At 66.1% G+C, this 25,071-nt stretch carries 29 protein-coding genes; 24 read left to right on the top strand and 5 right to left on the bottom strand.

From position 1 onward, the window contains the following. Positions 1–82: 82 nt before the first annotated feature. From MSP7336_RS20800 to MSP7336_RS20760, 9 genes are all read left to right on the top strand, one after another. Complete coding sequence (locus MSP7336_RS20800; protein ID WP_113965159.1) at positions 83–604, top strand: DUF1360 domain-containing protein; 522 nt, start codon at positions 83–85, stop codon at positions 602–604. Positions 605–613: 9 nt separating this feature from the next. Beyond that, a complete protein-coding gene (locus MSP7336_RS20795; protein WP_113964481.1) occupies positions 614–1,114 on the top strand; it encodes a Na+/H+ antiporter subunit E in 501 nt (166 codons plus the stop codon). Continuing rightward, positions 1,111–1,365, top strand: coding sequence for a monovalent cation/H+ antiporter complex subunit F (locus MSP7336_RS20790; RefSeq protein WP_069397790.1), 255 nt, complete (start codon positions 1,111–1,113; stop codon positions 1,363–1,365). Before MSP7336_RS20795 ends, MSP7336_RS20790 begins: the two co-directional genes overlap by 4 nt. Next, on the top strand, positions 1,362–1,655 hold the full coding sequence (locus MSP7336_RS20785; RefSeq protein WP_084226610.1) for a monovalent cation/H(+) antiporter subunit G: 294 nt from the start codon (positions 1,362–1,364) through the stop codon (positions 1,653–1,655). The genes MSP7336_RS20790 and MSP7336_RS20785 overlap by 4 nt, the downstream gene beginning before the upstream one ends. Beyond that, the gene (locus tag MSP7336_RS20780; protein WP_069397789.1) at positions 1,652–1,915 is read left to right on the top strand and encodes a Na(+)/H(+) antiporter subunit B; all 264 of its coding nucleotides are present in this window, start codon (positions 1,652–1,654) and stop codon (positions 1,913–1,915) included. Before MSP7336_RS20785 ends, MSP7336_RS20780 begins: the two co-directional genes overlap by 4 nt. Continuing rightward, the gene (locus MSP7336_RS20775; protein ID WP_113964480.1) at positions 1,912–2,652 is read left to right on the top strand and encodes an MnhB domain-containing protein; all 741 of its coding nucleotides are present in this window, start codon (positions 1,912–1,914) and stop codon (positions 2,650–2,652) included. The genes MSP7336_RS20780 and MSP7336_RS20775 overlap by 4 nt, the downstream gene beginning before the upstream one ends. Next, positions 2,649–2,999, top strand: coding sequence for a sodium:proton antiporter (locus tag MSP7336_RS20770; RefSeq protein WP_113964479.1), 351 nt, complete (start codon positions 2,649–2,651; stop codon positions 2,997–2,999). Before MSP7336_RS20775 ends, MSP7336_RS20770 begins: the two co-directional genes overlap by 4 nt. Further along, entirely contained in the window at positions 2,996–4,810 is a 1,815-nt protein-coding gene (locus MSP7336_RS20765) for a complex I subunit 5 family protein (RefSeq protein WP_113964478.1), read from the top strand. Before MSP7336_RS20770 ends, MSP7336_RS20765 begins: the two co-directional genes overlap by 4 nt. Before the next feature lie 81 nt (positions 4,811–4,891). Further along, positions 4,892–5,647: a cutinase family protein gene (locus tag MSP7336_RS20760; protein WP_113964477.1), complete on the top strand. Its 756-nt coding sequence runs from the start codon at positions 4,892–4,894 to the stop codon at positions 5,645–5,647. On the opposite strand, the gene MSP7336_RS20755 is transcribed toward MSP7336_RS20760, so the two are convergent. Beyond that, entirely contained in the window at positions 5,629–6,081 is a 453-nt protein-coding gene (locus MSP7336_RS20755; RefSeq protein WP_113964476.1) for a hypothetical protein, read from the bottom strand. The two genes, MSP7336_RS20760 and MSP7336_RS20755, sit on opposite strands and share 19 nt — an antisense overlap. A gap of 172 nt (positions 6,082–6,253) precedes the next feature. Beyond that, positions 6,254–6,688: an anti-sigma factor antagonist gene (locus tag MSP7336_RS20750; protein WP_069397783.1), complete on the bottom strand. Its 435-nt coding sequence runs from the start codon at positions 6,686–6,688 to the stop codon at positions 6,254–6,256. A gap of 198 nt (positions 6,689–6,886) precedes the next feature. On the opposite strand from MSP7336_RS20750, the gene MSP7336_RS20745 reads away from it, so the two are divergent. Continuing rightward, the gene (locus MSP7336_RS20745; protein WP_113964475.1) at positions 6,887–7,822 is read left to right on the top strand and encodes a lysophospholipid acyltransferase family protein; all 936 of its coding nucleotides are present in this window, start codon (positions 6,887–6,889) and stop codon (positions 7,820–7,822) included. A 72-nt stretch (positions 7,823–7,894) separates the two neighbouring features. Here MSP7336_RS20745 and mbp1 read toward each other — a convergent pair whose 3' ends face one another. Beyond that, entirely contained in the window at positions 7,895–8,134 is a 240-nt protein-coding gene (gene mbp1, locus MSP7336_RS20740) for a microaggregate-binding protein 1 (RefSeq protein WP_069397781.1), read from the bottom strand. A gap of 171 nt (positions 8,135–8,305) precedes the next feature. Here mbp1 and MSP7336_RS20735 point away from each other — a divergent pair, with 171 nt between their 5' ends. The 5 genes from MSP7336_RS20735 (at position 8,306) to rlmN (ending at position 13,374) form a co-directional block, all read left to right on the top strand. Further along, on the top strand, positions 8,306–9,796 hold the full coding sequence (locus tag MSP7336_RS20735; RefSeq protein ID WP_113964474.1) for an FAD-dependent oxidoreductase: 1,491 nt from the start codon (positions 8,306–8,308) through the stop codon (positions 9,794–9,796). Positions 9,797–9,916: 120 nt separating this feature from the next. Continuing rightward, positions 9,917–10,723: a UMP kinase gene (gene pyrH / locus MSP7336_RS20730; protein WP_372507699.1), complete on the top strand. Its 807-nt coding sequence runs from the start codon at positions 9,917–9,919 to the stop codon at positions 10,721–10,723. Between the two features lie 74 nt (positions 10,724–10,797). Beyond that, entirely contained in the window at positions 10,798–11,355 is a 558-nt protein-coding gene (gene frr / locus MSP7336_RS20725) for a ribosome recycling factor (RefSeq protein ID WP_069397779.1), read from the top strand. Between the two features lie 23 nt (positions 11,356–11,378). Further along, entirely contained in the window at positions 11,379–12,275 is an 897-nt protein-coding gene (locus tag MSP7336_RS20720) for a phosphatidate cytidylyltransferase (RefSeq protein ID WP_069397823.1), read from the top strand. Position 12,276: 1 nt separating this feature from the next. After that, complete coding sequence (gene rlmN, locus MSP7336_RS20715) at positions 12,277–13,374, top strand: dual-specificity RNA methyltransferase RlmN (RefSeq protein WP_113964473.1); 1,098 nt, start codon at positions 12,277–12,279, stop codon at positions 13,372–13,374. Here rlmN and MSP7336_RS20710 read toward each other — a convergent pair. Next, positions 13,367–13,621 (bottom strand): DUF2631 domain-containing protein, encoded by a 255-nt coding sequence (locus MSP7336_RS20710; RefSeq protein WP_113964472.1) that lies wholly within the window; start codon positions 13,619–13,621, stop codon positions 13,367–13,369. The two genes, rlmN and MSP7336_RS20710, sit on opposite strands and share 8 nt — an antisense overlap. An 80-nt stretch (positions 13,622–13,701) precedes the next feature. On the opposite strand from MSP7336_RS20710, the gene dxr reads away from it, so the two are divergent. The 5 genes from dxr to MSP7336_RS20685 all read left to right on the top strand — a co-directional run bounded on the left by dxr (position 13,702) and on the right by MSP7336_RS20685 (position 20,123). Further along, positions 13,702–14,940 carry a 1-deoxy-D-xylulose-5-phosphate reductoisomerase gene (gene dxr / locus MSP7336_RS20705; protein WP_372507698.1) on the top strand — a complete coding sequence of 413 codons (1,239 nt, stop codon included), beginning with the start codon at positions 13,702–13,704 and terminating at the stop codon, positions 14,938–14,940. After that, on the top strand, positions 14,937–16,136 hold the full coding sequence (locus tag MSP7336_RS20700; RefSeq protein ID WP_069397776.1) for a M50 family metallopeptidase: 1,200 nt from the start codon (positions 14,937–14,939) through the stop codon (positions 16,134–16,136). Before dxr ends, MSP7336_RS20700 begins: the two co-directional genes overlap by 4 nt. A gap of 7 nt (positions 16,137–16,143) precedes the next feature. Continuing rightward, positions 16,144–17,316 (top strand): flavodoxin-dependent (E)-4-hydroxy-3-methylbut-2-enyl-diphosphate synthase, encoded by a 1,173-nt coding sequence (gene ispG / locus MSP7336_RS20695; RefSeq protein ID WP_069397775.1) that lies wholly within the window; start codon positions 16,144–16,146, stop codon positions 17,314–17,316. 42 nt (positions 17,317–17,358) lie between these two features. Beyond that, positions 17,359–18,213 (top strand): GNAT family N-acetyltransferase, encoded by an 855-nt coding sequence (locus MSP7336_RS20690; protein ID WP_113964471.1) that lies wholly within the window; start codon positions 17,359–17,361, stop codon positions 18,211–18,213. A gap of 101 nt (positions 18,214–18,314) precedes the next feature. Then, the gene (locus MSP7336_RS20685) at positions 18,315–20,123 is read left to right on the top strand and encodes a penicillin-binding transpeptidase domain-containing protein (RefSeq protein ID WP_113964470.1); all 1,809 of its coding nucleotides are present in this window, start codon (positions 18,315–18,317) and stop codon (positions 20,121–20,123) included. A gap of 312 nt (positions 20,124–20,435) precedes the next feature. On the opposite strand, the gene MSP7336_RS20680 is transcribed toward MSP7336_RS20685, so the two are convergent. After that, positions 20,436–20,948, bottom strand: a complete 513-nt coding sequence (locus tag MSP7336_RS20680; RefSeq protein WP_142706822.1) for a hypothetical protein — start codon at positions 20,946–20,948, stop codon at positions 20,436–20,438. A 414-nt stretch (positions 20,949–21,362) separates the two neighbouring features. Here MSP7336_RS20680 and MSP7336_RS20675 point away from each other — a divergent pair, with 414 nt between their 5' ends. The 4 genes from MSP7336_RS20675 (at position 21,363) to MSP7336_RS20660 (ending at position 25,057) form a co-directional block, all read left to right on the top strand. After that, positions 21,363–21,938 (top strand): DUF1707 SHOCT-like domain-containing protein, encoded by a 576-nt coding sequence (locus tag MSP7336_RS20675; RefSeq protein WP_069398146.1) that lies wholly within the window; start codon positions 21,363–21,365, stop codon positions 21,936–21,938. Between the two features lie 37 nt (positions 21,939–21,975). Beyond that, on the top strand, positions 21,976–22,833 hold the full coding sequence (gene map / locus MSP7336_RS20670; protein WP_069398145.1) for a type I methionyl aminopeptidase: 858 nt from the start codon (positions 21,976–21,978) through the stop codon (positions 22,831–22,833). 19 nt (positions 22,834–22,852) lie between these two features. Next, positions 22,853–24,367 (top strand): cobyric acid synthase, encoded by a 1,515-nt coding sequence (locus MSP7336_RS20665; RefSeq protein WP_113964468.1) that lies wholly within the window; start codon positions 22,853–22,855, stop codon positions 24,365–24,367. A 138-nt stretch (positions 24,368–24,505) separates the two neighbouring features. After that, positions 24,506–25,057, top strand: a complete 552-nt coding sequence (locus MSP7336_RS20660) for an alpha/beta fold hydrolase (protein ID WP_069398143.1) — start codon at positions 24,506–24,508, stop codon at positions 25,055–25,057. Positions 25,058–25,071: the final 14 nt, after the last annotated feature.

Below are 25,071 nucleotides of genomic sequence, written 5' to 3'. Positions count from 1 at the left end.
CCCGTGGATTGCACGGCCGCGACACCGGGTAACCGCCTTGCTGAACCCGACCCGAGGAGCGGCAGTGGGCGACGTGACGGACATGGCCAAGCGGGCACAGCAGGAAGCCCGCGAAGAGGCAGACGCGTACCGCGGCGACAACCCGCGACCATTGGCCGGTTACCTGGCCGTCCTCGTCATTTACAGCACCGTGGTCGCGCTCACCGCGGTGCTCGCCGCGCTCACCGGGCGCAAACTGCCCGAGCGATGGCGGACTCAGGATCTGATCACGGTGATGTGTGGCACCCACAAGTTGTCGCGCACCCTGAGCAAAGACGCGGTGACCAGCCCGCTGCGGGCACCGTTCGCGCACTATGCCGGCACCGGGGGTCCGGCCGAGGTGCAGGAGGAGACTCGGCGCTCCAGCCAGTTGCGGCACAGCCTGGGCGAGCTGTTGACCTGCCCGTTCTGCCTGGAGATGTGGGTGGCCACTGCGTTTGTCATCGGGCTGATATTCGCGCCCCGATTCACCCGTTTGATCGCCGGCAGTTTCACCGCGCTGGCCGGTGCCGACTTTCTCCAGCTGGCCTACGCGATGGCCCAGCAGTCGGCGGAGAAAGAATGATCAACCTCCATGGTGTCCGGGGCCGGTGAGAACAGCCGGGTTGGCCAGGCCCTCAAGGCCCTGACCGAGATCCTGCTGTGGTGGGTTCTGACCACGGTTGCCTGGCTGGTGACGCTGACATCGTTCACCGCCGCCGAAATCGCGCTCGCCGCGATGTGCACGCTGCCATGTGCGGTGGCGGCACGGGCGGCCCGCCGCGCCAATGACGGGCATTGGCGATTCCGGATCGGTTGGCTGCGGTGGGCGGCAACGGTGTTGCGCGACGTGCCGATTCAAACCGTCCAGGTGTGGAAGTATCTGCTGGGTCCTCGCCGCCGCGGCGTGATCAGCGTCGTGAATTTACCGGCCGAACCTGAACGGTTGGCGGCCGGACGGCGCGCGCTCGCTGTGCTGGCTTTCGCAACTACGCCGGGAACCGTTGTGCTCGACTGCGATTCGGACGACGGCGTGCTGATGCTGCACCGGGTTCGACCGGGGCCCGGCCGGCTGGAGACGGTGGTGAAGCGGTGAACTTCGGTGAGATCGCGGCGCTGCTGTTGCTGACAGGGGTGTTTTTGCCGGGCACGTTTATCGTGTCTCGCGGCCAACCGCACGACCGGCTGGTCGGCTTGGAGTTCGCGAGCGTCGCTGCAGTAATGACGGTGATGGTGATTGCCGTTGCTTGGCAACGGAATTCGGATCTGATTGTCTCGTTGGTGTTGGCACTGGTGACGTTGCCCGCCACATTGGTGTTCACCCGGCTGCTGGCGGGCAAACCGTGATCGCCTGGTGCGTGGTCTTCGCCGGCGTCGCAGTTATGGTGTTTTGTGCGGTGGTCGCGGCAGCGGTGCCGCGGGTGTTCGACCGGCTGCACCTGCTGACCGCCACGACATCGTTCGGTGCCCCGTTGATCGGTGTGGGGCTGATGGTTTCGCAGGGCTGGACCGAGGCGTCGGCGATGATCGCGGTGACGGTTTTCTTCACCATGCTCAGCGCCCCAGTGGTCTCGGCGGCGACGGCTCGGCTGGCGGCACAGCACGAGGGCCTGGTCGACGAAAGCTCGCCGTCATGACCCCACTGATCCTGGTGTTGGTGACGTTGACCGGTATAGCCGGAACGGTTGTCGCGCTGACCGGCCGGCCTGAACGCCAGGCCATACCCCTGTCGGTGTTCGGGCTCGCCCTCACCATGCTCTTCGTAGTGCTGCAGGCACCCGATGTCGCGTTGTCGCAATTGGCTATCGGCGGCATCGTGGTTCCGCTGATGGTCATGCTGACCTTCCGGGCAGTACTGCGGCACAGCGACGAGCGCACGCACGGGGACGGCCGGTGAATCGCGCCCTGCGCACCGCGCTGTTTCTGGCCGGGGCTGCCGGGCTGGCGGTGTTTGTGTGGCAGGCTATCGGGCAGTTGCCGGCCTTCGGAGGGGCCTCCCATTTGTATCGGGATTTGGCTGTGCCGGCGGCGATTTCACGGGCAACCGCGAACGTCGTCGCTTCGGTCAACTTCGACCAGCGCACGTTGGACACGCTGGGCGAGCAGACTATCTTGCTGGGTTCGGTGACCGGTGTGATGGCACTGCTGCGCCCGGCGACCGAGGAACGTGAATACAACGCGCCGGGGGGCGCCACCGCGCTGGACGCGACCCGGCTGGTCGGCTATCTCATGCTCCCGCTGACAATCGCGGTGGGTATCGACATCATCGTGCACGGGCATCTCACCCCGGGTGGCGGATTTCAGGGTGGGGTGGTGCTGGCCGCGGGTTTACACCTACTCTACATCACCGGCAGCTTCCGGGCACTGGATCGGCTGCGTCCGGTCAATGTCTTCGACATCGGGGAAGCGCTGGGTGCGGCGACGTTCGTGGCGATCGGGCTGGCCGGGATGATCGTCGGCGGTGTGTTTTTCCTCAACCTGCTGCCGACAGGGACCATGGGCAACCTGTTGTCGTCCGGCTCGGTGGTGCTGCTCAACCTCGCCGTCGGTATAGAAGTTGCTTGCGGAATGACCGTGTTACTGGCCCAATTCCTGGCCCAGGAGATCACTGTCGCCAGGCGCGCCGGCGCATGAGTATCTACCCGTACTGTGTCGCCGGCTGGTTGGTGCTGATCGACGCATTCGGAATCATCCGCAGCCACAACCTGATTCACGCAGTGGTGTGCCTGTCGGTGGCCCAGTCCGGAACGTATTTGCTGCTGTTGGCGATCGGATATCAGCGCGGGGCTGCGCCACCGATCTTCGCCGGACCCAACCCGCCACCGCCGTCCGGCGTTGTCGATCCCGTCGTGCAGGCGATGACGTTGACCGACATCGTCATCCAGGCGACCGTCACGGCGCTGTTGCTGGCACTGGCGATCCAGATCCACAAACGGCACGGCACGTTGGATCCCGACGAGTTGTCGGCGCTGAGGGGATGAGCACCACCGCGGAGCAGCTGTTGCCGCTGCTGGTCGCGGTGCCGATCGTGGCGGGCTGCCTGCTGTTGGCGCTCGGCGGCCGGATCTCGGGCGCGAGCTCGACCTGGCTGACCCTGGCGGTGTCGATCGGCGCTACCGGGCTGGCGGGATTCGCGTCAGTTGCCGCGCAACAGCACACCTTGGTCAGCTGGATCGGCGGCTGGCGCATGCAGGGGCACGCTACCGTCGGAATCGCGCTGGTCGCCGACCCGCTCTCAGCCGGATTGGCAACGCTCATCGGCGTTTTGATGGCATGCGCAGCGCTGTACAGCCGGCTGGGGCTCGACGAAGCAGGCCCGCGCTTCGACGCGCTGATGCTGCTGTTTTTGGCGGCGATGAATGGTTTCGTGTTGGCCAGCGACCTGTTCAACCTGTTCGTGTTCTTGGAGTTGATGGGCGCGGTGGCGTATGCGTTGACCGGCATCAAGATCGAGGACAAGTCGGCGATTCAGGGTGCGCTCAATTTCGGGATCATTCAATCGCTTTCAGCCTGCCTGTCGTTGGTCGGCATCGCCATCCTGTACGCGCAGACGGGGCAACTGGGCATGGCTCAAACCGGGATTGCGTTGGCCCGCGGTGCGCCCGCCTCGATCACCCTCGCGGCGTTCGTGCTGATTCTCGCCGCTCTGATGGTGAAGGCAGCCATGGTGCCCTTGCATTTTTGGCTGGCCGACGCACACGCGGTCGCACCGGCCGGCGTCTGCGTGCTGTTCTCGGGGGTCATGGTGGAGCTCGGTCTGTACGGGATGTGGCGGGTGTATTGGGTGACGTTCGCCGATGCGTTGCCGCGCGCCGCGGTCACTTACACATTCGTGGCGCTCGGGGTGTTGACCGCGAGCGTCGGAGCGGTGATGTGTCTGCTTCAGCGTCACCTCAAGCGGCTGCTGGCCTATTCGACGATCGGCCACATGGGACTGTTCCTGGTGGCCGTCGCGGCGTTGCGTCCCGAGGCGACCAGCGCAGCGGCCGTCTACGTGCTGGGTCATGCCGGGGCAAAGTCAGCCCTGTTTCTCATTGCCGGGATCTTGCTCGGCCGCTATCAGAGCGTCGACGAGTTGGAGCTGTCCGGGCGCGGCCGTGGTCAGTGGTTGCTGGGCGGGCTTTATCTGGTGGCGGCGCTGGCGATGGCCGGGTTGCCGCCGTTCGGCACCGCGCTGGGGAAATCGCTGTGCGAGGAGGCCCTGCACTCCGGATGGGGTTCTGGGTTGTTCCTGGTGATCTCGGCGATGACCGGTGCAGCAGTGTTGCGCGCCGGCGTGCGCTGTTTCACGCGGTGGGGCGGTGGCGCAGAAACGGAGGATTCTGACGATCAGGTCACCAAAGGTGAGGAGGAACCCGACACCGTCCTGCCACGCACCCCGCCGAGCATGTACGTGTCGATCGTCGTGCTGCTGGCCGGCTGTCTTGCGGTCGGTGTGCTGCCGAGTGTCGCCGGTGGCGCCAGTGCGGCGGGACGACGCTTCGTCGACAGCGCCGGCTACCTCGCCGCCATCCTGGGACACACCGTCGCGGCGTCACCGACCGGGCCGCTGCCGGGCTGGTCGCTCACCGGGATCGTCCTCGGCGGTGGCAGGCGTCCTGGTGGCCGCGGGTCTGGCCGGTATTGCGTTGCGGGACAACAGCTCACCGCTGCGACGGGCAACTGCGGTGGTGTCCCGGCCGGCGGTCACAGCATTGCACAGCGTCACTCTGGTCACGTCGGCGACTACGTCGCATGGATGTTCGCCGCCTTGGCCGTGCTTGCGGCCGTACTCGGCCTGCAGTGGAGGTGAGCGCTTGCGCAGCACCTCAGATCTTCCTTGCTGTTTCCCTGCCGAAAGTTTCAAAAAAATCTGGTTTGACAAAGAAATCGAATGGGCACATCCTGCGGCATGAATGCTCGTGACCTGGTTCGTTTCCTCGCTCCCGCGCTGCTGACAGCGGGAGGCTTCAGCGCTTTGGTTCTGTCGGGCTCCGCCCTTCCCTCCGCATCCGCGCAGCCGTGCCCCGACACAGAGGTGGTGTTTGCCCGGGGCACCGGGGAGGCACCTGGTGTCGGCCCGACGGGACAGGCCTTCGTCGATGCGCTGAGCCAACGGGTTCAGGGAAAGTCGCTGGGGGTATATCCGGTCGACTACCCGGCCAGCGAACAGTGGGAGACCGGCGTCGACGGGATCAGGGACGCCGGCGCACACGTCGTTTCCATGGCCGGCAGCTGCCCCCAGACCAAGATGGTGCTCGGCGGATACTCCCAAGGCGCGGCGGTGATGGGCTTCGTGACTTCGGCTGCGGTACCCGACGGGGTCGATCCCGCGACGGTGCCGAAACCGCTGGACCCGACTGTGGCTGACAACGTCGCCGCGGTCGTGCTCTTCGGAATGCCCAACGCGCGGGCGATGAACTTCCTCAACGAGCCGCCGGTTGTCATCGGCCCCGCCTATCAGGGCAAGACCCTCAAGGTCTGCGCTACCGAAGACCCGATCTGCTCCGACGGGATGAATTTCGCCGCGCACGATACCTACGCGGTCGACGGCGCCATGATCAGCCAAGGCGCGGATTTCGCCGCCAGCCGGCTCGGTGCGGCTCCCGGTGAGCCGGCGCCGGCGCCGCATCAAGGCTTCGGAGACTGACCCCGCACTGATCTGACACCGGGCCGGCGCGGCAGTGACTCCACGGTCACGGCGGAGAGTTCGGGGGCGGCCGCGAGCACAGCCTTCCGCACGACGTCGGCGACGCTGATCGCTTCGGGCCTGGACGGGGGGAGCCGCCGCAGGGGCATTGTGCGCTCGAGCGTGGTCAATCGAGCCTGACCGCCGCGATCGCCGGAGGGTCCGGCCAGCTCGGCGGTCACGCGCAGAACTCGGCCATGATCCGATTCCGCGCCGAGCTCGTGCACGATTGTGAGCGGCGGCAGCAACGTCGGGTTGGCGGCCAACCGAGCTATCAGGCGCGCCAAGGCTTCGCCGTAGCACCAGGCCAGGGTTTCCAACGCATCGAAAGCGACCCCGCGGGGCGGACCGGCAGATACACCCAGCGCCTCGATTACGTCCTTGAGCCGCCTCAACGCGGCTGAAACCTCAGGATCTGTCAACCGAACGGGCAACCGTGTCCCCGCGGCTACCTCAGCCAAATTTCACCCCGCCGTTGGAGTTCACGGCCGGATTCGGCCGACAAAAGCGTGATACCCGCTCTCGGTGAGCGCCAAACGCGGGCCTGATCGGCTGGTCGGGGGCCGTTTACTGCTCTTTGATGCCTCGTGACAAGGCAATCTCGACGGTCGAATAGATTCCCAGCAGCCAACGCATACCTGAGATGGCCACCATGCGCGCGACGATCGGCTGTTGGGTCACCAGGCATAGTGCGACGCCGCGGCGCCGGCAGTGCTCTGCCGCGCGCGCCAGCGCGGGAAAAGCGCAGCATCCCATGAAGTCGAGGTCGGTCGCGTCGACGACCACCGGTCCCGGGAACTCGGCGGCGGCGGCTATCTCGGCTACCAGGTAGTTCCACTCGACCTCGTTGCTTGCGTCTATTTCACCTCTGACAAAGATGATCACTGCCGGACCCCGGCGTTGGGTGACAGCGCGCAGCACAGCGCTCGGGCCGGCAAACGGATATCGAAGCGGCTGCGTCGGAACTGTTCCGTCTCGGCTAACTCTGGTCGTAGGGCTCATATCTGCACTCCGAATCGCGCACCGGATATCGGCGCTTTGCGAATGCCAGCCCTACTCTGCTGAAGACAGCGAACTATTCCTTCGTAGCAACCATGGCGCGTCGTGTCCAGCGGTCCAGCGTTACGACGATGTGTCACCGGCGGTGATAGGCCCGATCGCAGGACATGACCGGACGGCGGATGGGGTATCCGAAACGGCATGGGTGCCAGCGATCACAGACCCGCGCAACTACGTGACCAAGCCGAACGACAAGCGCGGCAAGCACGTGCCGCGATGCAGGAGCGACGCGAAAAACAGCAAGGCGGGCTCGGCGGCTGGATAGCCGGCCGCGCCGGCCGATGGGATCTCAGTGGTCAGGACGAAACCACCCTGCAGCGGCAGAAGTTTTTCTGGAACCTGTTGGTGGATTACTGGTTTCGGATGGAGATCGATGGTTGGGAGAACATCGGCAAACCCCCGACCCTGTTGGTGGGCATCCACTCCGGCGCCCCGTTCGTGTGGGATGCCTGGACGGTCGGGCTGCAATGGTGGCGACGATTCGGTCCCGAGCGAACCCTGCACGGCACCGCCCACGACGCGCTGATGGCCATCCCCGGCTTCGGTCGGTACTTCCGCGCCATGGGCGTGCTGCCGGCTGCGCCGGACGCCATCGCGACGGCACTGGCCGAAGGACGCGATGTCGCGCTGTGGCCCGGCGGTGAGGTTGACTCGTTACGACCGTTCAGTGAACGGGACCAGGCCAACCTCGCGGGGCGAAAAGGCTTCGTGAAGATGGCAATTCGTGCCGGGGTGCCGATCGTCCCGATTGCAACCGTCGGTGGTGCCGATGCCATGCCGGTGCTGATCCGCGGTGACAAGCTGGCGCGCACGCTGCAACTCGATCGGTTGTTGCGGCTCAAAGTGTTCCCGCTCGCAATCTCGCTGCCCTGGGGAATCGCTCCTGCGGCGCTACCGCAGTTTCCGTTGCCGGCCAAAATCAGGACGAGGTTCATGCCCGCCGTTGAGTTGGACCACGATCCGGCCCGCGCCGACGACGAGGAATATGTCGAGTGCAAGTACCGGGAAGTGCAGGACAGCATCCAGCGCGGGATGGACGCGCTGGCCCGTAAGCGGGCGTTACCGGTATTTGGCTGAGCCAGCACATTTTTGACCCAAGACAGGCGACAGGCCCGGTCCACCACAGACCGGGCCCGTCCTCGTATCCAGCTATTGGTGGGACTGCTGGCGCTTTTCCGACGCTTCGGCGCTGCCTCGTGCGGCTTCGGCTTCGGCTTCCTTTTTCGCCGCGTCGCGCTGCGCTTCGGCCTTGTCTTGCTGAGCCGCACCCTCACGGGCCATCTCATCCTGACCGAGCACGTTGCCGGCGGCTTCTTTCGCCTTGCCCTTGACGTCCTCGACGACGCCTTTCACGCCTTCCGCGGGTCCGCTTTTGTTGTCGTCTGCCATGGATTCCTCCTATTTGGCTTGCTTTTCCAGCCGACGTCTCGACCGGACTCGGCGGCGCGGAGACTGCGGTGTCTCCGATTTCTTTTCCCGCCCCGTCTCGGCGGGTTCCCGGCACGCCTGGTGCTCAAACCTTTCTTGTTTCGTCGCCTGCGCGCCGGGTACCAGGAAGCGATGACGATTTCACTGTGGCTGGCCGGCAGAAACCGGTCCGACGCGTCAACCCATCCCGGACAACCATCCGCTGATGTGGTGGTGGTGGGGGCCGGCATCACGGGCTTGATCACCGCGGTGCTGCTGGCCCGCGCGGGCAAAGACGTTCTGGTGCTGGAGGCTCGCACCGCCGGCGCGGTGACCACCGGCAACACCACCGGCAAGATCAGCCTGCTGCAGGGGACGATGTTGTCGCAGATCGTTGCCCGGCACGGCCCGGGGCTGGCGCGCGACTACGTGCAGGGCAACCGCGAGGGTCAGGATTGGTTGCTGCGCTACTGCGAAGCAAACGGCATTCCTGTTCAGCGTGAGGACGCCTACACCTACGCCCAGTCTGCAAAAGAGGTGCTGTCGGCCCGCGCCGAGCTGGCCGCGTGTCGCCTGGCGGGGTTGGACGTGCAATGGGATGCCGACGCCGAGGTGCCCTTTCCCTACCGCGGCGGAGTTCGGCTGGCCGATCAGGCGCAGTTTGACCCAATGCCGTTGCTGGACAAGCTAATCGACGAACTTAGGCAGCGTGGTGGTCGACTGGCTGAAGGTGTGCGGGTGCACGGTGTGTCACATCGCAGCGGGGGCGTGCGGGTCGCGGCGCGCACCCGAGACGGGCAGCTCGACGTCGACGCCGCACAGTGCGTGCTTGCCACCGGTATGCCGATTCTCGACCGCAGCGGGTTTTTCGCCAGGCTGAAACCCAGCCGGTCGTACTGCATCGCGTTCGATGTCCCTGGCAAGATCACCCGGCCGATGTTCATTTCCGCGGGCTCGCCGACCAGGTCCGTGCGATATGCGCCGACAGGTGACGGTGAGCGGCTGATCGTCGGCGGGGCCAGCCACGTGGTCGGCCGCAAGAGCCCAACCGCGGAACTCGACGAATTGCAGGCGTGGACCACCGAGCACTTTCCCGGGGCGGTTGTGACTCACAAATGGTCTGCCCAGGACTACACGCCCGCCGCGCATCTGCCCTACGTCGGCTCGATCTTGCCCCGTGATGAAAACGTTTTCACCGCAACGGGCTTCAACAAGTGGGGAATGACCGCCGGGGCGGCGGCGGCACTGATGCTCAGCGCGCGCATCCTTGGTGGGCGGATGGACTGGTCACGGGCGTTTTCGGCATGGAGCCCGCACGAGATCGCCGGCATCCCCACCGCGGTGCAGGCGAACCTCGAAGTCGCGTTCCACATGGCCAAGGGCTGGCTCGCGCCGGCCACGCGATTGCGGCGAGCGGCCCCCGCCCGAGGCGGTGTGGTCACCGGGCCACCGTGGCGCATGCAGGCCCGCTGCGCGATAAACGGTACGCAGCATACGGTTTCGCCGGTCTGCCCGCATTTGGGCGGCATCGTGGGTTGGAACGACGCGACCCAGTCATGGGAATGCCCGTTGCACGGATCGAGATTCGCACCCGACGGGGCGCTGCTCGAGGGCCCGGCGACTAGAGGTCTGACGGGATCGTAGGCATCCTGGCCGGCCCCGCCACCCCCGCGGCTGGACGCCACCAGCATCGGAGGAATGGCGCAAGCAAACTTGGCCACCCTGTCACCGCGGCGTAGGGATGAGGCAGGATGTAGATGCTATTTGGGGGCGCCAGTAGGGCCAGCGAGACGAGGAGTCCGATTGAGCGAGCCGAAACCGACGGACAACAGCGGCGGGTGTTCCGCCGGTGGCTCGGATGGTCGGCCCAGGTACTCGCGAGTACTGCTAAAGCTCGGGGGCGAAATGTTCGGCGGCGGGCAGGTCGGATTGGATCCCGACGTGGTGGCTCAGGTCGCGCGCCAGATCGCCGAAGTGGTCCGCAGCGGCGTACAGGTTGCCGTGGTGATCGGTGGCGGGAACTTCTTTCGCGGCGCACAGCTGCAACAGCGCGGCATGGAGCGCACCCGCTCGGACTATATGGGCATGCTCGGTACAGTCATGAATAGTCTTGCACTGCAAGACTTTCTGGAGAAAGAAGGCATTGCGACGCGAGTCCAGACCGCCATCACCATGGGTCAGGTCGCCGAGCCTTACATTCCGCTGCGGGCCCGCCGGCATCTGGAGAAGGGGCGGGTGGTGATCTTCGGCGCCGGCATGGGCCTGCCGTACTTCTCCACCGACACCACCGCCGCGCAGCGGGCGCTGGAGATCGGCGCCGAAGTGGTGCTGATGGCCAAGGCCGTCGACGGGGTGTTCGCCGAGGACCCACGGGTGAACCCGAAAGCGGAATTGCTCACCGCGATCAGCCACCGCGAAGTCATCGACCGCGGCCTGCGGGTGGCCGACGCGACGGCGTTCAGCCTGTGCATGGACAATGGCATGCCGATCTTGGTGTTCAATTTGCTGACCGATGGCAATATCGCCCGTGCAGTGGCGGGTGAGAAGATCGGAACGCTGGTCACCACCTGAGGAGCGCCGGCGACCAAGCAGTGCGGGCAGCACCCGCGTGGCGGGGACTCAGCCGATGAAAAGGAGCGGCGCACATGATTGACGAGGCTCTCTTCGAGGCCGAGGAGAAGATGGAAAAAGCCGTGTCGGTGGCGCGGGACGACCTGTCCACCATCCGGACCGGTCGGGCCAACCCGGGCATGTTCTCCCGGATCGTCATCGACTATTACGGCACCAACACCCCGATCACCCAGCTGGCCAGCATCAACGTGCCCGAGGCGCGCATGGTCATCATCAAGCCGTACGAAAACAACCAACTGCACGCCATCGAGACCGCGATTCGCAACTCGGACCTCGGGGTGAATCCCACCAACGACGGCAACATCATTCGGGTGGCCGTGCCGCAGTTGACCGAGGAACGCCGCCGCGAGTTGGTCAAGCAGGCCAAGCACAAGGGCGAGGAAGCCAGGATTTCGGTGCGCAACATCCGTCGTAAGGCGATGGAGGAGCTGCACCGTATCCGCAAGGAAGGCGAGGCGGGTGAAGACGAGGTCGCCCGCGCGGAGAAAGACCTCGACAAAACCACGCACACCTACATCACCCAGATCGACGACTTGGTCAAACACAAGGAAGGCGAACTGCTGGAGGTCTAGTGACCGCCCAGCACTACACGTCCGTGGCAGAGACCGATATCGGCGAAGGCGCCCCGGCAGCCGACGGGTCGGCACCGAGTACATCACGAGCGGGCCGCAATTTGCCCGTCGCCATCGTCGTGGGTGTGGTCATGGGCGGGGCGGTCGTCGCCACCTTGGTATGGGCCAAGTACGCGTTCCTCGGGATCGTCGCTGCCGGTATCGCGCTGGGCACGTTGGAGATGGGTCGGCGGTTGCGCTCCGGCGGCTATGTCATCCCGATGATCCCGCTGCTGGTCGGTGGCCAATTCACACTCTGGTTGACCTGGCCCTTTGGCACCGGTGGCGCGCTGGCCGGCTTCGGCGGCACGGTCGTGGTGTGCATGATCTGGCGGTTGATCAGCCCGAAAGGGCGACGGGCCGTGCGCGGCCCGAAAGCCCCGCCGGCGAATTACTTGCGCGACGTCTCCACGACAGTGATGGTGGCGGCCTGGGTCCCGCTGTTCGGCTCGTTTGCGGCGTTGCTGATCTACCACCACGACGGCCCGGCGAAAGTGTTTGCGTTGGCCGTGGGCGTCGTCTCATCCGACGTCGGCGGATATGCCGCGGGCGTGCTCTTCGGCAAGCACCCGATGGTCCCGGCAATCAGCCCGAATAAATCCTGGGAGGGGTTTGCCGGCTCGCTGCTACTCGGAATCTCCGCGACCGCCGTGACGGTGATCTACCTGGTCGGCAAACCGTGGTACGTCGGCCTGTTGCTGGGCCTGGCCGTGGTGCTCACCGCGACGCTGGGCGACCTGGTGGAATCACAGGTCAAGCGGGATCTCGGGATCAAGGACATGGGGAGCCTGCTGCCCGGCCATGGCGGAGTGATGGATCGCTTCGACGGCTTTTTGCCGTCGGCGGTGGTCGGCTGGATCGTGCTCACGCTGGTGCCCTGACATGGCGCGCCAACCTGTGTTCGAGGCACCGGGACTGGCATTGCCGCCGCGGCATTTCGCCGACCTCGACGAGGCGGGCCGTGCGGCCGCCGTCGCCGAGCTGGGGTTGCCGCGGTTTCGTGCCAGACAACTCGCGCATCAGTATTACGGCCGGCTGATCGCCGATCCGCGGCAGATGACCGACCTGCCGGCCGCGGACCGTGACCGCGTCGCCGAAGCGTTGTTTCCCAACCTGCTGACCGCCACCCGAGACATCGCCTGCGACGAGGGCCAGACCCGTAAAACGTTGTGGCGGGCGCTCGATGGCACCACCTTCGAGTCGGTGCTGATGCGCTACCCACAGCGCAATACGGTGTGCATTTCGTCGCAGGCCGGGTGCGGCATGGCGTGTCCGTTCTGCGCGACGGGGCAAGGCGGGCTGGCCCGCAACCTGTCGGCCGCCGAGATCTTAGAGCAGGTGCGCGCCGCGGCCACCGCGCTGCGCGACGACTTCGGCCCGTCTTGTCAGCGGCTGTCCAACGTCGTCTTCATGGGCATGGGCGAGCCGCTGGCCAACTACTCGCGGGTGGTCGCCGCGGTCCGTGGCATCACCGGGGGGTTCGGAATCTCGGCGCGGTCGGTGACGGTGTCGACGGTGGGGCTGGCCCCAGCCATCCGCAAGCTGGCCGACGAACGGCTCGGCGTGACGCTGGCGCTGTCGCTGCACGCACCCGACGACGAGCTGCGGGACACGCTGGTGCCGGTTAACCACCGGTGGAAGATCGCCGAAGCACTCGACGCGGCCCGCTATTACGCCGACGTCACCGGTCGGCGAGTGTCGATCGAGTATGCGCTGATCCGCGACGTGAACGACCAGCCGTGGCGGGCGGATCTGCTGGGCAAGCTGCTGCATCGGGTGCTGGGCCCGCTGGCCCACGTGAACGTCATTCCACTGAACCCCACGCCTGGCAGCGATTGGGACGCCAGCCCCAAGCCGGTGGAGCGGGAGTTCATTCGTCGCGTCCGCACCAAAGGCGTGTCCTGCACGGTGCGTGACACCCGCGGCCGAGAGATCGCGGCCGCGTGCGGCCAGCTCGCCGCCGAAGGCGCAATTACCTGATCCAGCCGCGGCGGCGGCCCCACCAGTCGCGCACCACAAAGAACAGCGACAGCGCCGCGAAGCAGATCAAAAACACGTCCTCGATATGCCCGACGTGGTTGCCGCGCAGCATCAGCAGCAAGAACGCGACGATGAAAAGTCCGGTCAAGCGCCAGGTTCGGTGGTTGATCCTGCTCCAACCCCATTTCGCGGAAGGCACCTCGGCAACGTCGACTCTGTCGGCGCGCTCCACCTCAGTACCGGCCACGTTGACTCCTCACGTTCGAAAAGCTGATGCCCCGACATTCTGGCATACGCCAACGATCGCCAACACGGCACAATGAATGGGTGAGCAGCCCGGTTGACGGCCACGCCGAACGTGAGGCTGGCCGCACGTTCGGCGCCGAAAGTGAAGCTAGCTTCACACTCGACCGGCGGCGCCGCGTCCTGGTGCTCGGCAGCACCGGCTCGATCGGCACCCAGGCGTTGGAGGTGATCGCCGCCAATCCCGATCGGTTTGAGCTGGTCGGACTGGCGGCCGGCGGGGCGAATCCCGACCTGTTGGCCCGCCAGCGCGCGCAAACCGGGGTGACCAACATCGCGGTCGCCGACGAAAACGCCGCGAAGACGGTCGGCGAGGTCAGCTACAGCGGCCCCGACGCCGTCACCCGGCTGGTGGAAGAGACCGAGGCCGACGTCGTGCTGAACGCCCTGGTGGGTGCGCTGGGGCTGCGTCCGACGATGGCGGCGCTGGCCTCCGGGGCGCGACTGGCGCTGGCCAACAAGGAGTCGCTGGTCGCCGGCGGCCCGCTGGTGCTGCAGGCGGCGCGACCGGGCCAGATCGTGCCGGTCGACTCCGAGCACTCCGCGCTGGCGCAGTGCCTGCGCGGCGGTACCCCCGACGAGGTCGCCAGGGCGGTGCTCACCGCATCCGGCGGGCCGTTCCGCGGCTGGTCGGCCGCCGAACTCGAGCACGTCACCCCCGAACAGGCCGGCGCGCATCCGACCTGGTCGATGGGGCCGATGAACACCCTGAACTCGGCGTCGCTGGTCAACAAGGGGCTCGAGCTCATCGAGACCCATCTGCTGTTCGGCATTCCCTACGAGCGCATCGAGGTCGTGGTCCATCCGCAGTCGATCGTGCACTCGATGGTCACCTTCACCGATGGCTCGACGATCGCGCAGGCCAGTCCGCCGGACATGAAGCTGCCGATCGCGCTGGCGCTGGGCTGGCCGGCCCGGGTTCCCGGCGTCGCCGCGGCCTGCGATTTCTCCACCGCCTCGAGCTGGGAATTCGAGCCGCTCGACGAAACCGTTTTCCCGGCGGTCGAGCTCGCCCGGCGGGCCGGCCAGACCGGCGGCTGCATGACCGCCGTCTACAACGCCGCCAACGAAGAAGCAGCCGAGGCGTTTCTCGCCGGCCGGATCAAATTCCCGGCCATCGTGCGCACCATCGCCGAGGTGCTGAGCGCCGCCGACCAGTGGGCGGTTTCACCCGCTACCGTGGATGACGTACTCGACGCGCAGTCCTGGGCCCGCGACCGGGCGAAGCGGATCGTCACACAGGAGGTCATTGGCACCCGATGATGTTCGTAATCGGCATCGTGCTGTTCGCGTTGGCCATCCTCATCTCGGTCGCCTTGCATGAATGCGGCCACATGTGGGTCGCGCGCGCCACCGGTATGAAGGTGCGGCGTTACTTCGTCGGCTTCGGGCCGACGCTGTGGTCGACGCGGCGCGGCGAAACCGAATACGGACTGAAGGCCGTGCCCGCGGGCGGCTTTTGTGACATCGCCGGAATGACTGCCGTCGAGGAGTTGCAGCCCGACGAGCGTGAGCGCGCCATGTTCAAGCAAAAGACGTGGAAGCGCAGCGCGGTGTTGCTGGCCGGGCCGGGTATGAACTTCCTGATCGGGCTGATACTGATCTACGGCATCGCGGTGGCGTGGGGACTGCCCGACCTGCGCCCGGACACCCGCGCGGTCGTCGGCCAAACCGCATGTGTGGCACCGGAGATCGCCAAAGGTGAACTGGGCAAGTGCACCGGAGCCGGGCCCGCGGCGCTGGCCGGCATCAAGTCCGGCGATGTGATCAGCAAAGTCGGCGCCACCGACGTGGACAGCTTTACCGACTTGGTGGCCGCGGTGCAAAAGCTCAACGGGCCAACGCCGTTCGTCATCGAGCGCGACGGCTCCAAGTTCACCGTCATGGTCGACGTCACCCAAACCCAGCGGTTCACCGACGGCGACCGGTCCAGCACCGTCGGGGCCATCGGTGTGAGCGCCGCCCAACCGGGGCCGACGCACTACAACCCGGTCAGCGCGATCCCCGCCACCTTCGTGTTCACCGGAGACCTGTCGGTGGAACTGGGTAAGGCGCTGGCCAAGATTCCGACCAAGGTCGGAGCGCTGGTGCATTCGATCAGCGGCGGGGAGCGCGATCCGGAAACCCCGATCAGCGTGGTCGGAGCATCGATTATCGGCGGCGACACCGTCGACCACGGGCTGTGGGTGGCGTTCTGGTTCTTCTTGGCCCAGCTGAACTTCGTGCTGGGCGCCATCAACCTGGTGCCGCTGCTGCCGTTCGACGGCGGGCACATCGCCATCGCGGTGTTCGAGAAGATCCGCAACACGATCCGTTCGGCGCGCGGCGTCCTGCCCGCCGCGCCGGTGAACTACCTCAAGCTGATGCCGGCCACCTACGTCGTATTGGTCGTCGTGGTCGGGTACATGCTGCTGACCGTAACCGCCGACCTGGTCAACCCGATCAGGTTGTTCCAGTAGGAGATTCATGACTATCGGCTTGGGCATGCCGGAACCACCGGCGCCCACGTTGGCGCCGCGGCGCAAGACCCGCCAGTTGATGGTGGGCAACGTCGGCATCGGTAGCGATCATCCGATCGCCGTGCAGTCCATGACCACCACCAAAACCCACGACGTCAACAGCACGCTGCAACAGATCGCCGAGCTGACCACCGCCGGTTGCGACATCGTCCGGGTGGCCTGCCCGCGCCAAGAGGACGCCGACGCGCTCTCGGAAATCGCTAAGCACAGCCAGATTCCGGTGATCGCCGACATCCACTTCCAGCCCAAGTACATCTTCGCCGCGATCGACGCGGGCTGCGCGGCGGTGCGGGTGAACCCCGGCAACATCAAGGAGTTCGACGGCCGGGTCAAAGAGGTCGCCAAAGCCGCAGGGGCGGCCGGTGTTCCGATCCGCATCGGCGTCAACGCGGGTTCACTGGACAAACGGTTCATGGCCAAGTACGGCAAGGCCACACCGGAGGCACTGGTGGAATCGGCCCTGTGGGAGGCGTCGCTGTTCGAGGAGCACGGCTTTTCCGACATCAAGATCAGCGTCAAGCACAACGACCCGGTGATCATGGTCGCTGCCTACGAGCAGCTGGCCGCCCAGTGCGATTACCCGCTGCACCTGGGTGTCACCGAAGCGGGCCCGGCGTTTCAGGGCACCATCAAGTCCGCGGTGGCCTTTGGCGCGCTGCTGTCCAAAGGCATCGGCGACACCATCCGGGTGTCGCTGTCGGCGCCGCCGGTCGAAGAGGTCAAGGTCGGCAACCAGATCCTGGAATCGCTGAATTTGCGGCCCCGCTCGCTGGAAATCGTGTCCTGCCCGTCCTGCGGGCGTGCCCAGGTCGATGTCTACAAGCTGGCCAACGAGGTCTCCGCGGGCCTCGACGGCCTCGAGGTGCCGCTGCGCGTCGCGGTGATGGGCTGTGTGGTCAACGGTCCGGGCGAGGCGCGCGAGGCCGACCTCGGGGTGGCGTCGGGCAACGGCAAGGGCCAGATTTTCGTACGCGGCCAGGTCATCAAGACCGTGCCCGAAGCGCAGATCGTCGAGACGCTGATCGAAGAGGCCATGCGATTGGCTTCGGAGATGGGGTCGGACGGCACGCCGGGCCCGACAACAAGTGCGAGCGGTTCGCCTGTTGTGACCGTAAGCTGAGGGAGGCCCAGTCCGGCCGCCTGCTCGCAGAAAGTGTTGCCTATGTCGGCTCCGCCCATCCATCGCTTAGTCGACGAGCGACGGGTGTCGGTGGTCCGGGATGCCGCGGCCGTGCGCCGCGTCCTCGACCAAGACCCCGTCGGGTCATGCATGGTGGCTGCGCGAGTCGCCGACCACGGCATCGAGCCCAGCGCGATCGGTGGTGAGCTGTGGACGCGACGCGGCGCCGATGAATCGCTGTGCTACGCCGGGCCCAACCTGATTCCGCTGCGCGGCGGGCTCGCCGACTTGGAAGCCTTCGCCGACGAGGCGATGAGCGGTTCACGGCGATGCTCGTCGGTGGTCGGCCGGGCCGAATTGGTGATGCCGATGTGGCGCCGGCTCGAGACGGCGTGGGGCCCGGCCCGCGATGTGCGCGACCATCAGCCGTTGATGGCACTGAGTTCGATGCCGACCTGCGCGATCGATCCTGAAGTGCGCCAGGTGCGGCTCACCGAAATCGACGCGTATCTCGTGGCGGCCGTGGACATGTTCATCGGCGAAGTCGGTGTCGATCCGCGGCTCGGCGACGGCGGTCGCGGCTATCGCCGCCGGGTGGCCAACCTGATCACCCAGGGCAGGGCGTGGGCACGCTTCGAGCACGGCGAGGTCGTGTTCAAGGCCGAGATCGGCTCGCAGTCGCCGGCCGTCGGGCAAATCCAAGGGGTGTGGGTGCGTCCGGATCGGCGTGGCCAAGGGCTGGGGACGACCGGCACCGCCACGCTGGCGGCGGTGATCGTCGGGACCGGGCGGATTGCCAGCCTGTACGTGAACAGCTTCAACACCGTGGCGCGCGCCGCCTACGCCCGGGTGGGCTTCAGAGAGGTCGGCAGTTTCGCGACGGTCCTGCTGGACTAGGGCTTCACGGCCGGCCGCGTGGCCGGCGCGATTACGGCGATAACGACAGTCTCGGTGCGCCTCCGCTGACGGAGCCGCCGCAGTTCGTAACATCAGCCCCAATGGCAACTTTAATATCACGGGTCGCGGGGTTTTCGGCGGCATGCGTCACCGTCGTCGCTTTGCAGGGATGCACCCCGCGTCCGGATGGTCCGGCGCCGGCAGCCGAACGGTTCTTCGCGGCGTTGTCCAACGGGGACACCGCGGCGGCCGCCGATCTCAGTGACAACCCCAGCGAAGCGCGTGAAGCGCTCAACGCGGCGTGGGCCGGCCTGCAGGCCACCCATCTGGACACCGAGATCCTGGGCGCGAAGTACACCGAGGATGCCGGCACCGTGGCGTACCGCTACACCTGGCATCTACCGAAGGACCGGACCTGGACCTACGACGGTCAGCTGAAGATGGTTCGCGACGACGGGCAATGGCAGGTGCGGTGGAGCAACAGCGGGCTGCATCCGCGGCTTGGCGAACATCAGTCGTTCGCGCTGCGCGCGGACCCGCCCCGGCGCGCTTCGGTCATCGACGCCGGCGGCACCGACGTGTTGGTGCCCGGCTACCTCTACCACTACACACTCGATGCCACCCGGGCCGGCAATCAGCTGATTCACACCGCACGCGCGGTGGTAGATGTGCTGCATCCGTTCGATGACACGTTGAATGATCCGCAGTTACTCGCCGAGCGCGCCAGTTCGTCGGCCAAGCCGCTCGATCTGATCACCTTGCGCGTCGAGGACAACAACAACGTGGCACCGGCGCTCGGCCAGCTGCCGGGCGTGGTGATCACCCCGCAGGCCGAGTTGTTGCCCACCGACGAACATTTCGCGCCCGCCGTGATGAGCGAGGTGAAGAAGGCCGTCGTCGATCAGCTCGACGGACAACCTGGTTGGCGGGTGGTGAGCGTCAACCAGAACAACGTCGACGTCGCCGTGCTGCACGAAGTCGAGCCCTCACCGGCGCCGTCGATCTCGATCAGCTTGGACCGAGCAGTCCAGAACGCCGCCCAGCGTGCAGTGGACAATCAGACGCGGCAGGCGATGATCGTGGTAATCAAGCCGTCGACGGGCGAGATTTTGGCCGTCGCGCAGAACGCGGCCGCCGATCTCGGCGGCCCGATCGCCACGACCGGTCTGTATCCACCGGGGTCGACGTTCAAGATGGTCACCGCCGGCGCGGCGATCGAGCGCGACATGGCCACTCCGAACACCCTGCTGGGCTGCCCCGGGGAAATGGACATCGGGCATCGCACCATCCCCAACTACGGGGGATTCGATCTGGGCGTGGTGCCGATGTCGCGGGCGTTCGCCAGTTCGTGCAACACCACATTCGCCGAGCTGGCCAGCCGGATGCCGCCGCGGGCGCTCAATCAGGCGGCGGCGCAATATGGCATCGGGCTGGACTACGAAATCGACGGTCTGCCGACGGTGACGGGGGCGGTGCCGCCGACCGTGGACGTGGCCGAGCGCACCGAGGACGGCTTCGGGCAGGGCAAGGTGCTGGCCAGCCCGTTCGGCATGGCCATGGTCGCGGCGACGGTGGCCGCCGGGAAAACGCCGGTGCCCAAGCTCATCGAGGGACGGCCCACGACCACCACCGGTAATGCCACACCCATCAGCGCCAAGATGCTCGACGGGCTGCGCCCGATGATGCGGCTGGTGGTGACCAATGGCACCGGCACCGACATCGCCGGTTGTGGCGCGGTGTTCGGGAAGACCGGCGAAGCCGAATTTCCCGGCGGATCGCATTCATGGTTTGCCGGATACCGCGGCGACATGGCATTCGCGTCGCTCATCGTCGGGGGCGGCAGCTCGGAATATGCGGTGCGGATGACCAAGTTCATGATCGAGTCACTGCCCGCCGACTATTTGGCCTGAGCGCCGTAACTTCGCTATATCGAGGTTATGAGAACCTCACACTGATATTTGGCGTCGGTCCGATATATATTCAACATCTGTAAAACCACCGGTCGCCCGGCCGCATTTCGCGGCCGGGCGACCGGCTTAAATTGTCGAGCCAGCATCCCACCCGGGAACGGGAGAACTTCCATGCTTGCCCGACTGGGCACGCTGACCTACGGGGCCGGACGTTCCCCGCCGGTCAGAGTGTCCACCTCATCGGAGAAGTGGATTGTCCAGCCTTTCCAGCGAACTGAATAGCCGAAACTATCCAGCAGCTCAGCTCAATCCTCAGAACGGAGGCTGCCCCGTCAGGATGTCGATCAGCGGGTCGAGCACGAAGCCAAGACCGGTTGGGGTCAACAACATGAAATCGAGGGTCTGAGCCAGGTAGCCCAGCGCACTGTCCGGGACAAGGAATGCGCCATCGCTGAAGGTTCCGTCGATGTCGGGGTCAACCTGGAAGTAGAACGCGGTGGGGATCAGCGCAAACACCAGGTCGGATAGCGGGTGAGTTTGGTTCTCCTGGAACTGGTCCACCAGGATGTCGAACGCGGTCGCACCACCCGGGTCCTGCGCGAACAGCGCCAGATCAGCGGCGTGGTTTGCCACGCCCTGGTCGCCAAATGCCCCATAGAGGTTGACGTACCCAGAAGGGTCCGCGTACGGGTTGACGACGGGGTCGTCGATGCTGCCGCTCTCGGCGCCGGCTACGGGGGAGGTGCCAAGGCTGAGAAATGCGCCAACTGCTGCCGCGCCGACACCCACTGCGGCGCTGCGTAACGTAGACTGTTTGCGACTCATGTGCGAGCCTCCAATCGTGGTATCTCTCGATGTGGTATGGGTTTGCCTCCCGTTGCCGCGGCTCGTACATGAGTCCTAACTCTCTCAGGTAAAAGCCGTCGACGGGGAAAGCATATACCGCGATACAGGGTGTACAACACAAACTTTCTAAAAATATCTCAGCTTTTTCTGAGTCACCCGTTAAGGCCCACCTAAAGACCTCGAACAGTTCCCTAAGCCGCGCTAAAACAACACGCGTCGAATATGTTGCTGAACATGCGTTGAATATTTGCAACAACCGCCTTTACACGCATTTACATCGGCTTTTCGGTGCTCTGGCGAAGCGCTGAGGAATCGTGATCAGCAATTTTGGATCAGCGCGGCTGCCTCGATGCTCGCCGGGACTCAGACCGCCGGCGGTAGATTGATACCGCTATGACCCATCCTGGCGAACTGGCCGAGCTGCGGGTTTCCGATGCCGATCGCAACGGCACGCTGCGCCGTTTGCACAACGCGGTCGCACTTGGCCTGATCGATATCGACGAGTTCGAGCAGCGCTCGTCCCGGGTGTCCTATGCGCGCACCCGCGGCGAGCTCGACGGTCTGGTCGGTGACCTGCCCGGCCCGGGTGCTTTCGTCACGTCGGTGGCCGACCGGGTGGAGCTGCGCGGCTGGCTGGGGTCGCTCAAACGCCACGGCGAATGGACAGTGCCCACCCGGTTGGCGCTGGTGCGCCGCGTCGGGTCGGTGGAACTGGACCTTGTCCGGGCCCGCTTCGCCGGACCGGTCGTCGTCATCGAACTGGACGTTAAGTTCGGCTCGGTGGACATCCGGCTGCCCGACGGTGCCAGCGCATCGATCGACGACGTCGAGGTTTATGGCGGTAGCGCAAGTGACCGTCGCAAGGACGCACCGGCCGAGGGCACGCCCCACGTCGTACTGACCGGCCGCATGGTGTGCGGCTCAGTACGTATAAAGGGTCCCCGCCGCGCACTGCTGCGCCGCCGCTGATGATCGGCTTTTCGCCGTAGCCGGTTAAGCTGGCAAGATGCCTGTTCGCACCGCGCTCTGCCCCGGCGTGCAGTCCCCGACGCGGCCGGTGCCCAAGTCGATTCCGCGCCCGGAATACGTCGGCAAACCGACCGCGCGCGAGGGCAGTGAACCCTGGGTGCAGACTCCCGAGGTCATCGAGAAGATGCGGGTGGCGGGCCGGATCGCGGCCGGCGCGCTGGCCGAGGCGGGCAAGGCCGTCGCGCCCGGAGTGACCACCGACGAGCTGGACCGTATCGCCCACGAATACATGGTGGACCACGGCGCCTATCCTTCGACGCTGGGCTACAAGGGGTTTCCCAAGTCGTGCTGCACGTCGCTGAACGAGGTCATCTGCCACGGCATCCCCGACTCGACGGTGATCGAGGACGGCGACATCGTCAACATCGACGTCACCGCCTACATCCACGGGGTGCACGGCGACACCAATGCGACGTTTCTGGCCGGCGATGTCGCCGAGGAGCACCGGCTGCTGGTCGAGCGCACCCGCGAGGCGATGATGCGTGCGATCAATGCCGTCAAACCTGGCCGCTCGCTGTCGGTTGTCGGCCGCGTGATCGAGTCATACGCAAACCGATTCGGCTATAACGTGGTTCGCGATTTCACCGGGCACGGCATCGGAACCACGTTCCACAACGGCCTGGTGGTGCTGCATTACGACCAGCCCTCGGTCACCACGATCCTCGAGCCGGGGATGACGTTCACCATCGAGCCGATGATCAACCTCGGCGCACTGGACTACGAGATCTGGGACGACGGCTGGACAGTGGTGACCAAGGACCGCAAGTGGACGGCGCAATTCGAGCACACCCTGGTGGTCACCGACACCGGCGCCGAAATCCTCACCCTGCCGTGACGCGGTCCGCGCGACGCGCGTGAGCGGGGCGCTGCTGGTCGCCGGCACCAGCTCGGACGCCGGAAAATCCATGGTGGTGGCCGGGCTGTGTCGCCTGCTGGTACGCAAGGGGATCCGCGTCGCGCCGTTCAAGGCGCAGAACATGTCGAACAACTCGGCGGTCACCGTCGAGGGCGGCGAGATCGGCCGGGCCCAGGCAATGCAGGCGCGCGCCGCCCGCTTGGAGCCCAGCACCAGGTTCAATCCGGTCTTGCTCAAACCCGGCAGCGACCAGAGCTCGCAGCTGGTGGTCCGCGGCCAGGTCGCCGGCTCGGTCAGCGCGGCCGGCCACTGGTCACGGCGCAACGAGCTCATCGACATTGTCGCCGCCGAATTGGCGGGCCTGCGAGCCGAATTCGACGCGGTGATCTGCGAGGGCGCGGGATCACCCAGCGAGATCAACCTGCGGGCAACTGATATCGCCAACATGGGGCTGGCCCGAGCCGCGAACCTCCCGGTGATCCTGGTCGGTGACATCGACCGCGGCGGGCTGCTGGCGCATCTGTTCGGCACCGTCGCGATCCTCGACCCGCAAGACCAGGCGCTGATCGCCGGCTTCATCGTGAACAAATTTCGCGGCGACGCCGCGCTGCTGGCGCCCGGGCTGCGGCAACTGGCCCACCTCACCGGCCGCCCCACCTACGGGGTGCTGCCGTATGTGCACGAGCTCTGGCTGGACACTGAAGACTCTGTCTCGGTGTGGGCCCACCGGGTCCTGGGAACCCCGCAGCCGCCGCGTGGCCGACAATGGCTACGGGTGGCCGCGGTGCGGTTGCCGCGAATCTCCAACTCCACCGACGTCGAAGCGCTGGCCTGCGAACCCGGGGTGCTGGTGCGCTGGGTCAGCGAACCCGCCGATGTCGCCGACGCGGACGTGATTGTTTTGCCGGGCAGCCGAGCCACTGTCGCCGACCTGCGCTGGCTCCGCGAGCGTGGACTAGCCGAGTCCATCGCCTCGCACGCCGCGTCGGGCCGTCCGGTGCTGGGCATCTGCGGCGGCTTCCAGATGCTGTGCCGCTGGATCGACGACCCGGTCGAGTCCGGGTCGGGGCGCGTCCCAGGGTTGGGGCTGCTGGCCGCCGAGATCCAATTCGCGGCCCCGAAGGTGGTGCGCCGCTGGCGGTCTGGCCTGACGGGCTACGAGATTCATCATGGACGGGTAAGCAGTTGCGCCGAGGCGACCTGGTTCGACGCCGACGGATCGCCGCACGGGTATCGCCGCGACCACGTGTTCGGCACCCACTGGCACGGCCTATTCGACAACGATGTATTCCGGAGGCAGTGGCTGAGCGTCGCGGCGGCCGCTGCGGGACGCGATGGTTTCGTGGTCGCCGACGATATTGATGTCTCGGCGTGTCGCGACCTTCAGCTGGATCTGATGGCCGATCTGCTGGCCGCACACCTCGACATCCGCGCTGTCATGCGGCTGCTCGACGACGGGCCACCGCCGCGCCCAACCCTTACCGTCAAACCCGCTGTCAGCCAACCGCTTTGAACTACGTCGTTAATTTCCAGCTGCGGCCAACGGCGCTCAATTCACACAAAGTTCAGCCAATATTGACTGAGAGACTCCGCAGAAACGGCCCGCACAGCGGCCAATTCACTGTAGCTTGCGGAAGTGCCTTCGACGACGATGACGACCGTCGACGGTTTTCCCGTCCAGGTTGATGTGACCGGGCCCGACAAGGGCACCGTCGTTGTCCTCCTGGCTGCGGCGCAGCGATCCCTTACCGCCTACGAACCGGTGTGCGAACGCCTGCACACCGCGTCGCTGCGGACCGTCGCCATCGCACAGGACCAACGGCTGACTCCCAAATCGGTGATCGGCATCCTCGACGTGCTCGACATCAGTTGGTCGGTGGTGGTCGGCGACCGGGCCGGCGGCGAACTGGCGTGGGAACTGGCGGCCACCAGACTCGACCGCTTCACCGGGCTGGTGGCGATCGACCGGGGGCATCCGCGGGTAGCCGATCTGACCGGGGTGATCCGCGACGACCACTGCCCGCCGGTGGAGATCAACACCACTGCGCTGGTGAGCACACCGGCTTCCCAGGCAGTGGCGCGGGCCAGCCAGCGCTATGTCTACGGCGACTATCGGGTGGTCGAGCTGCTTGCGCGGCGCAATGCGCAGGAGTCCAACGCGCAGCTGGCCGCCGAGATCGTCCTGCGCGCCAGCACCTGGTGACCGGGTCTGGATCG

Origin of the sequence: Mycobacterium shimoidei, from assembly GCF_900417275.1 — a bacterium.
Lineage (GTDB): Bacteria > Actinomycetota > Actinomycetes > Mycobacteriales > Mycobacteriaceae > Mycobacterium > Mycobacterium shimoidei.
Note: the sequence above shows the minus strand (reverse complement) of the source record. Positions and strands in the feature narration are given on the sequence as shown.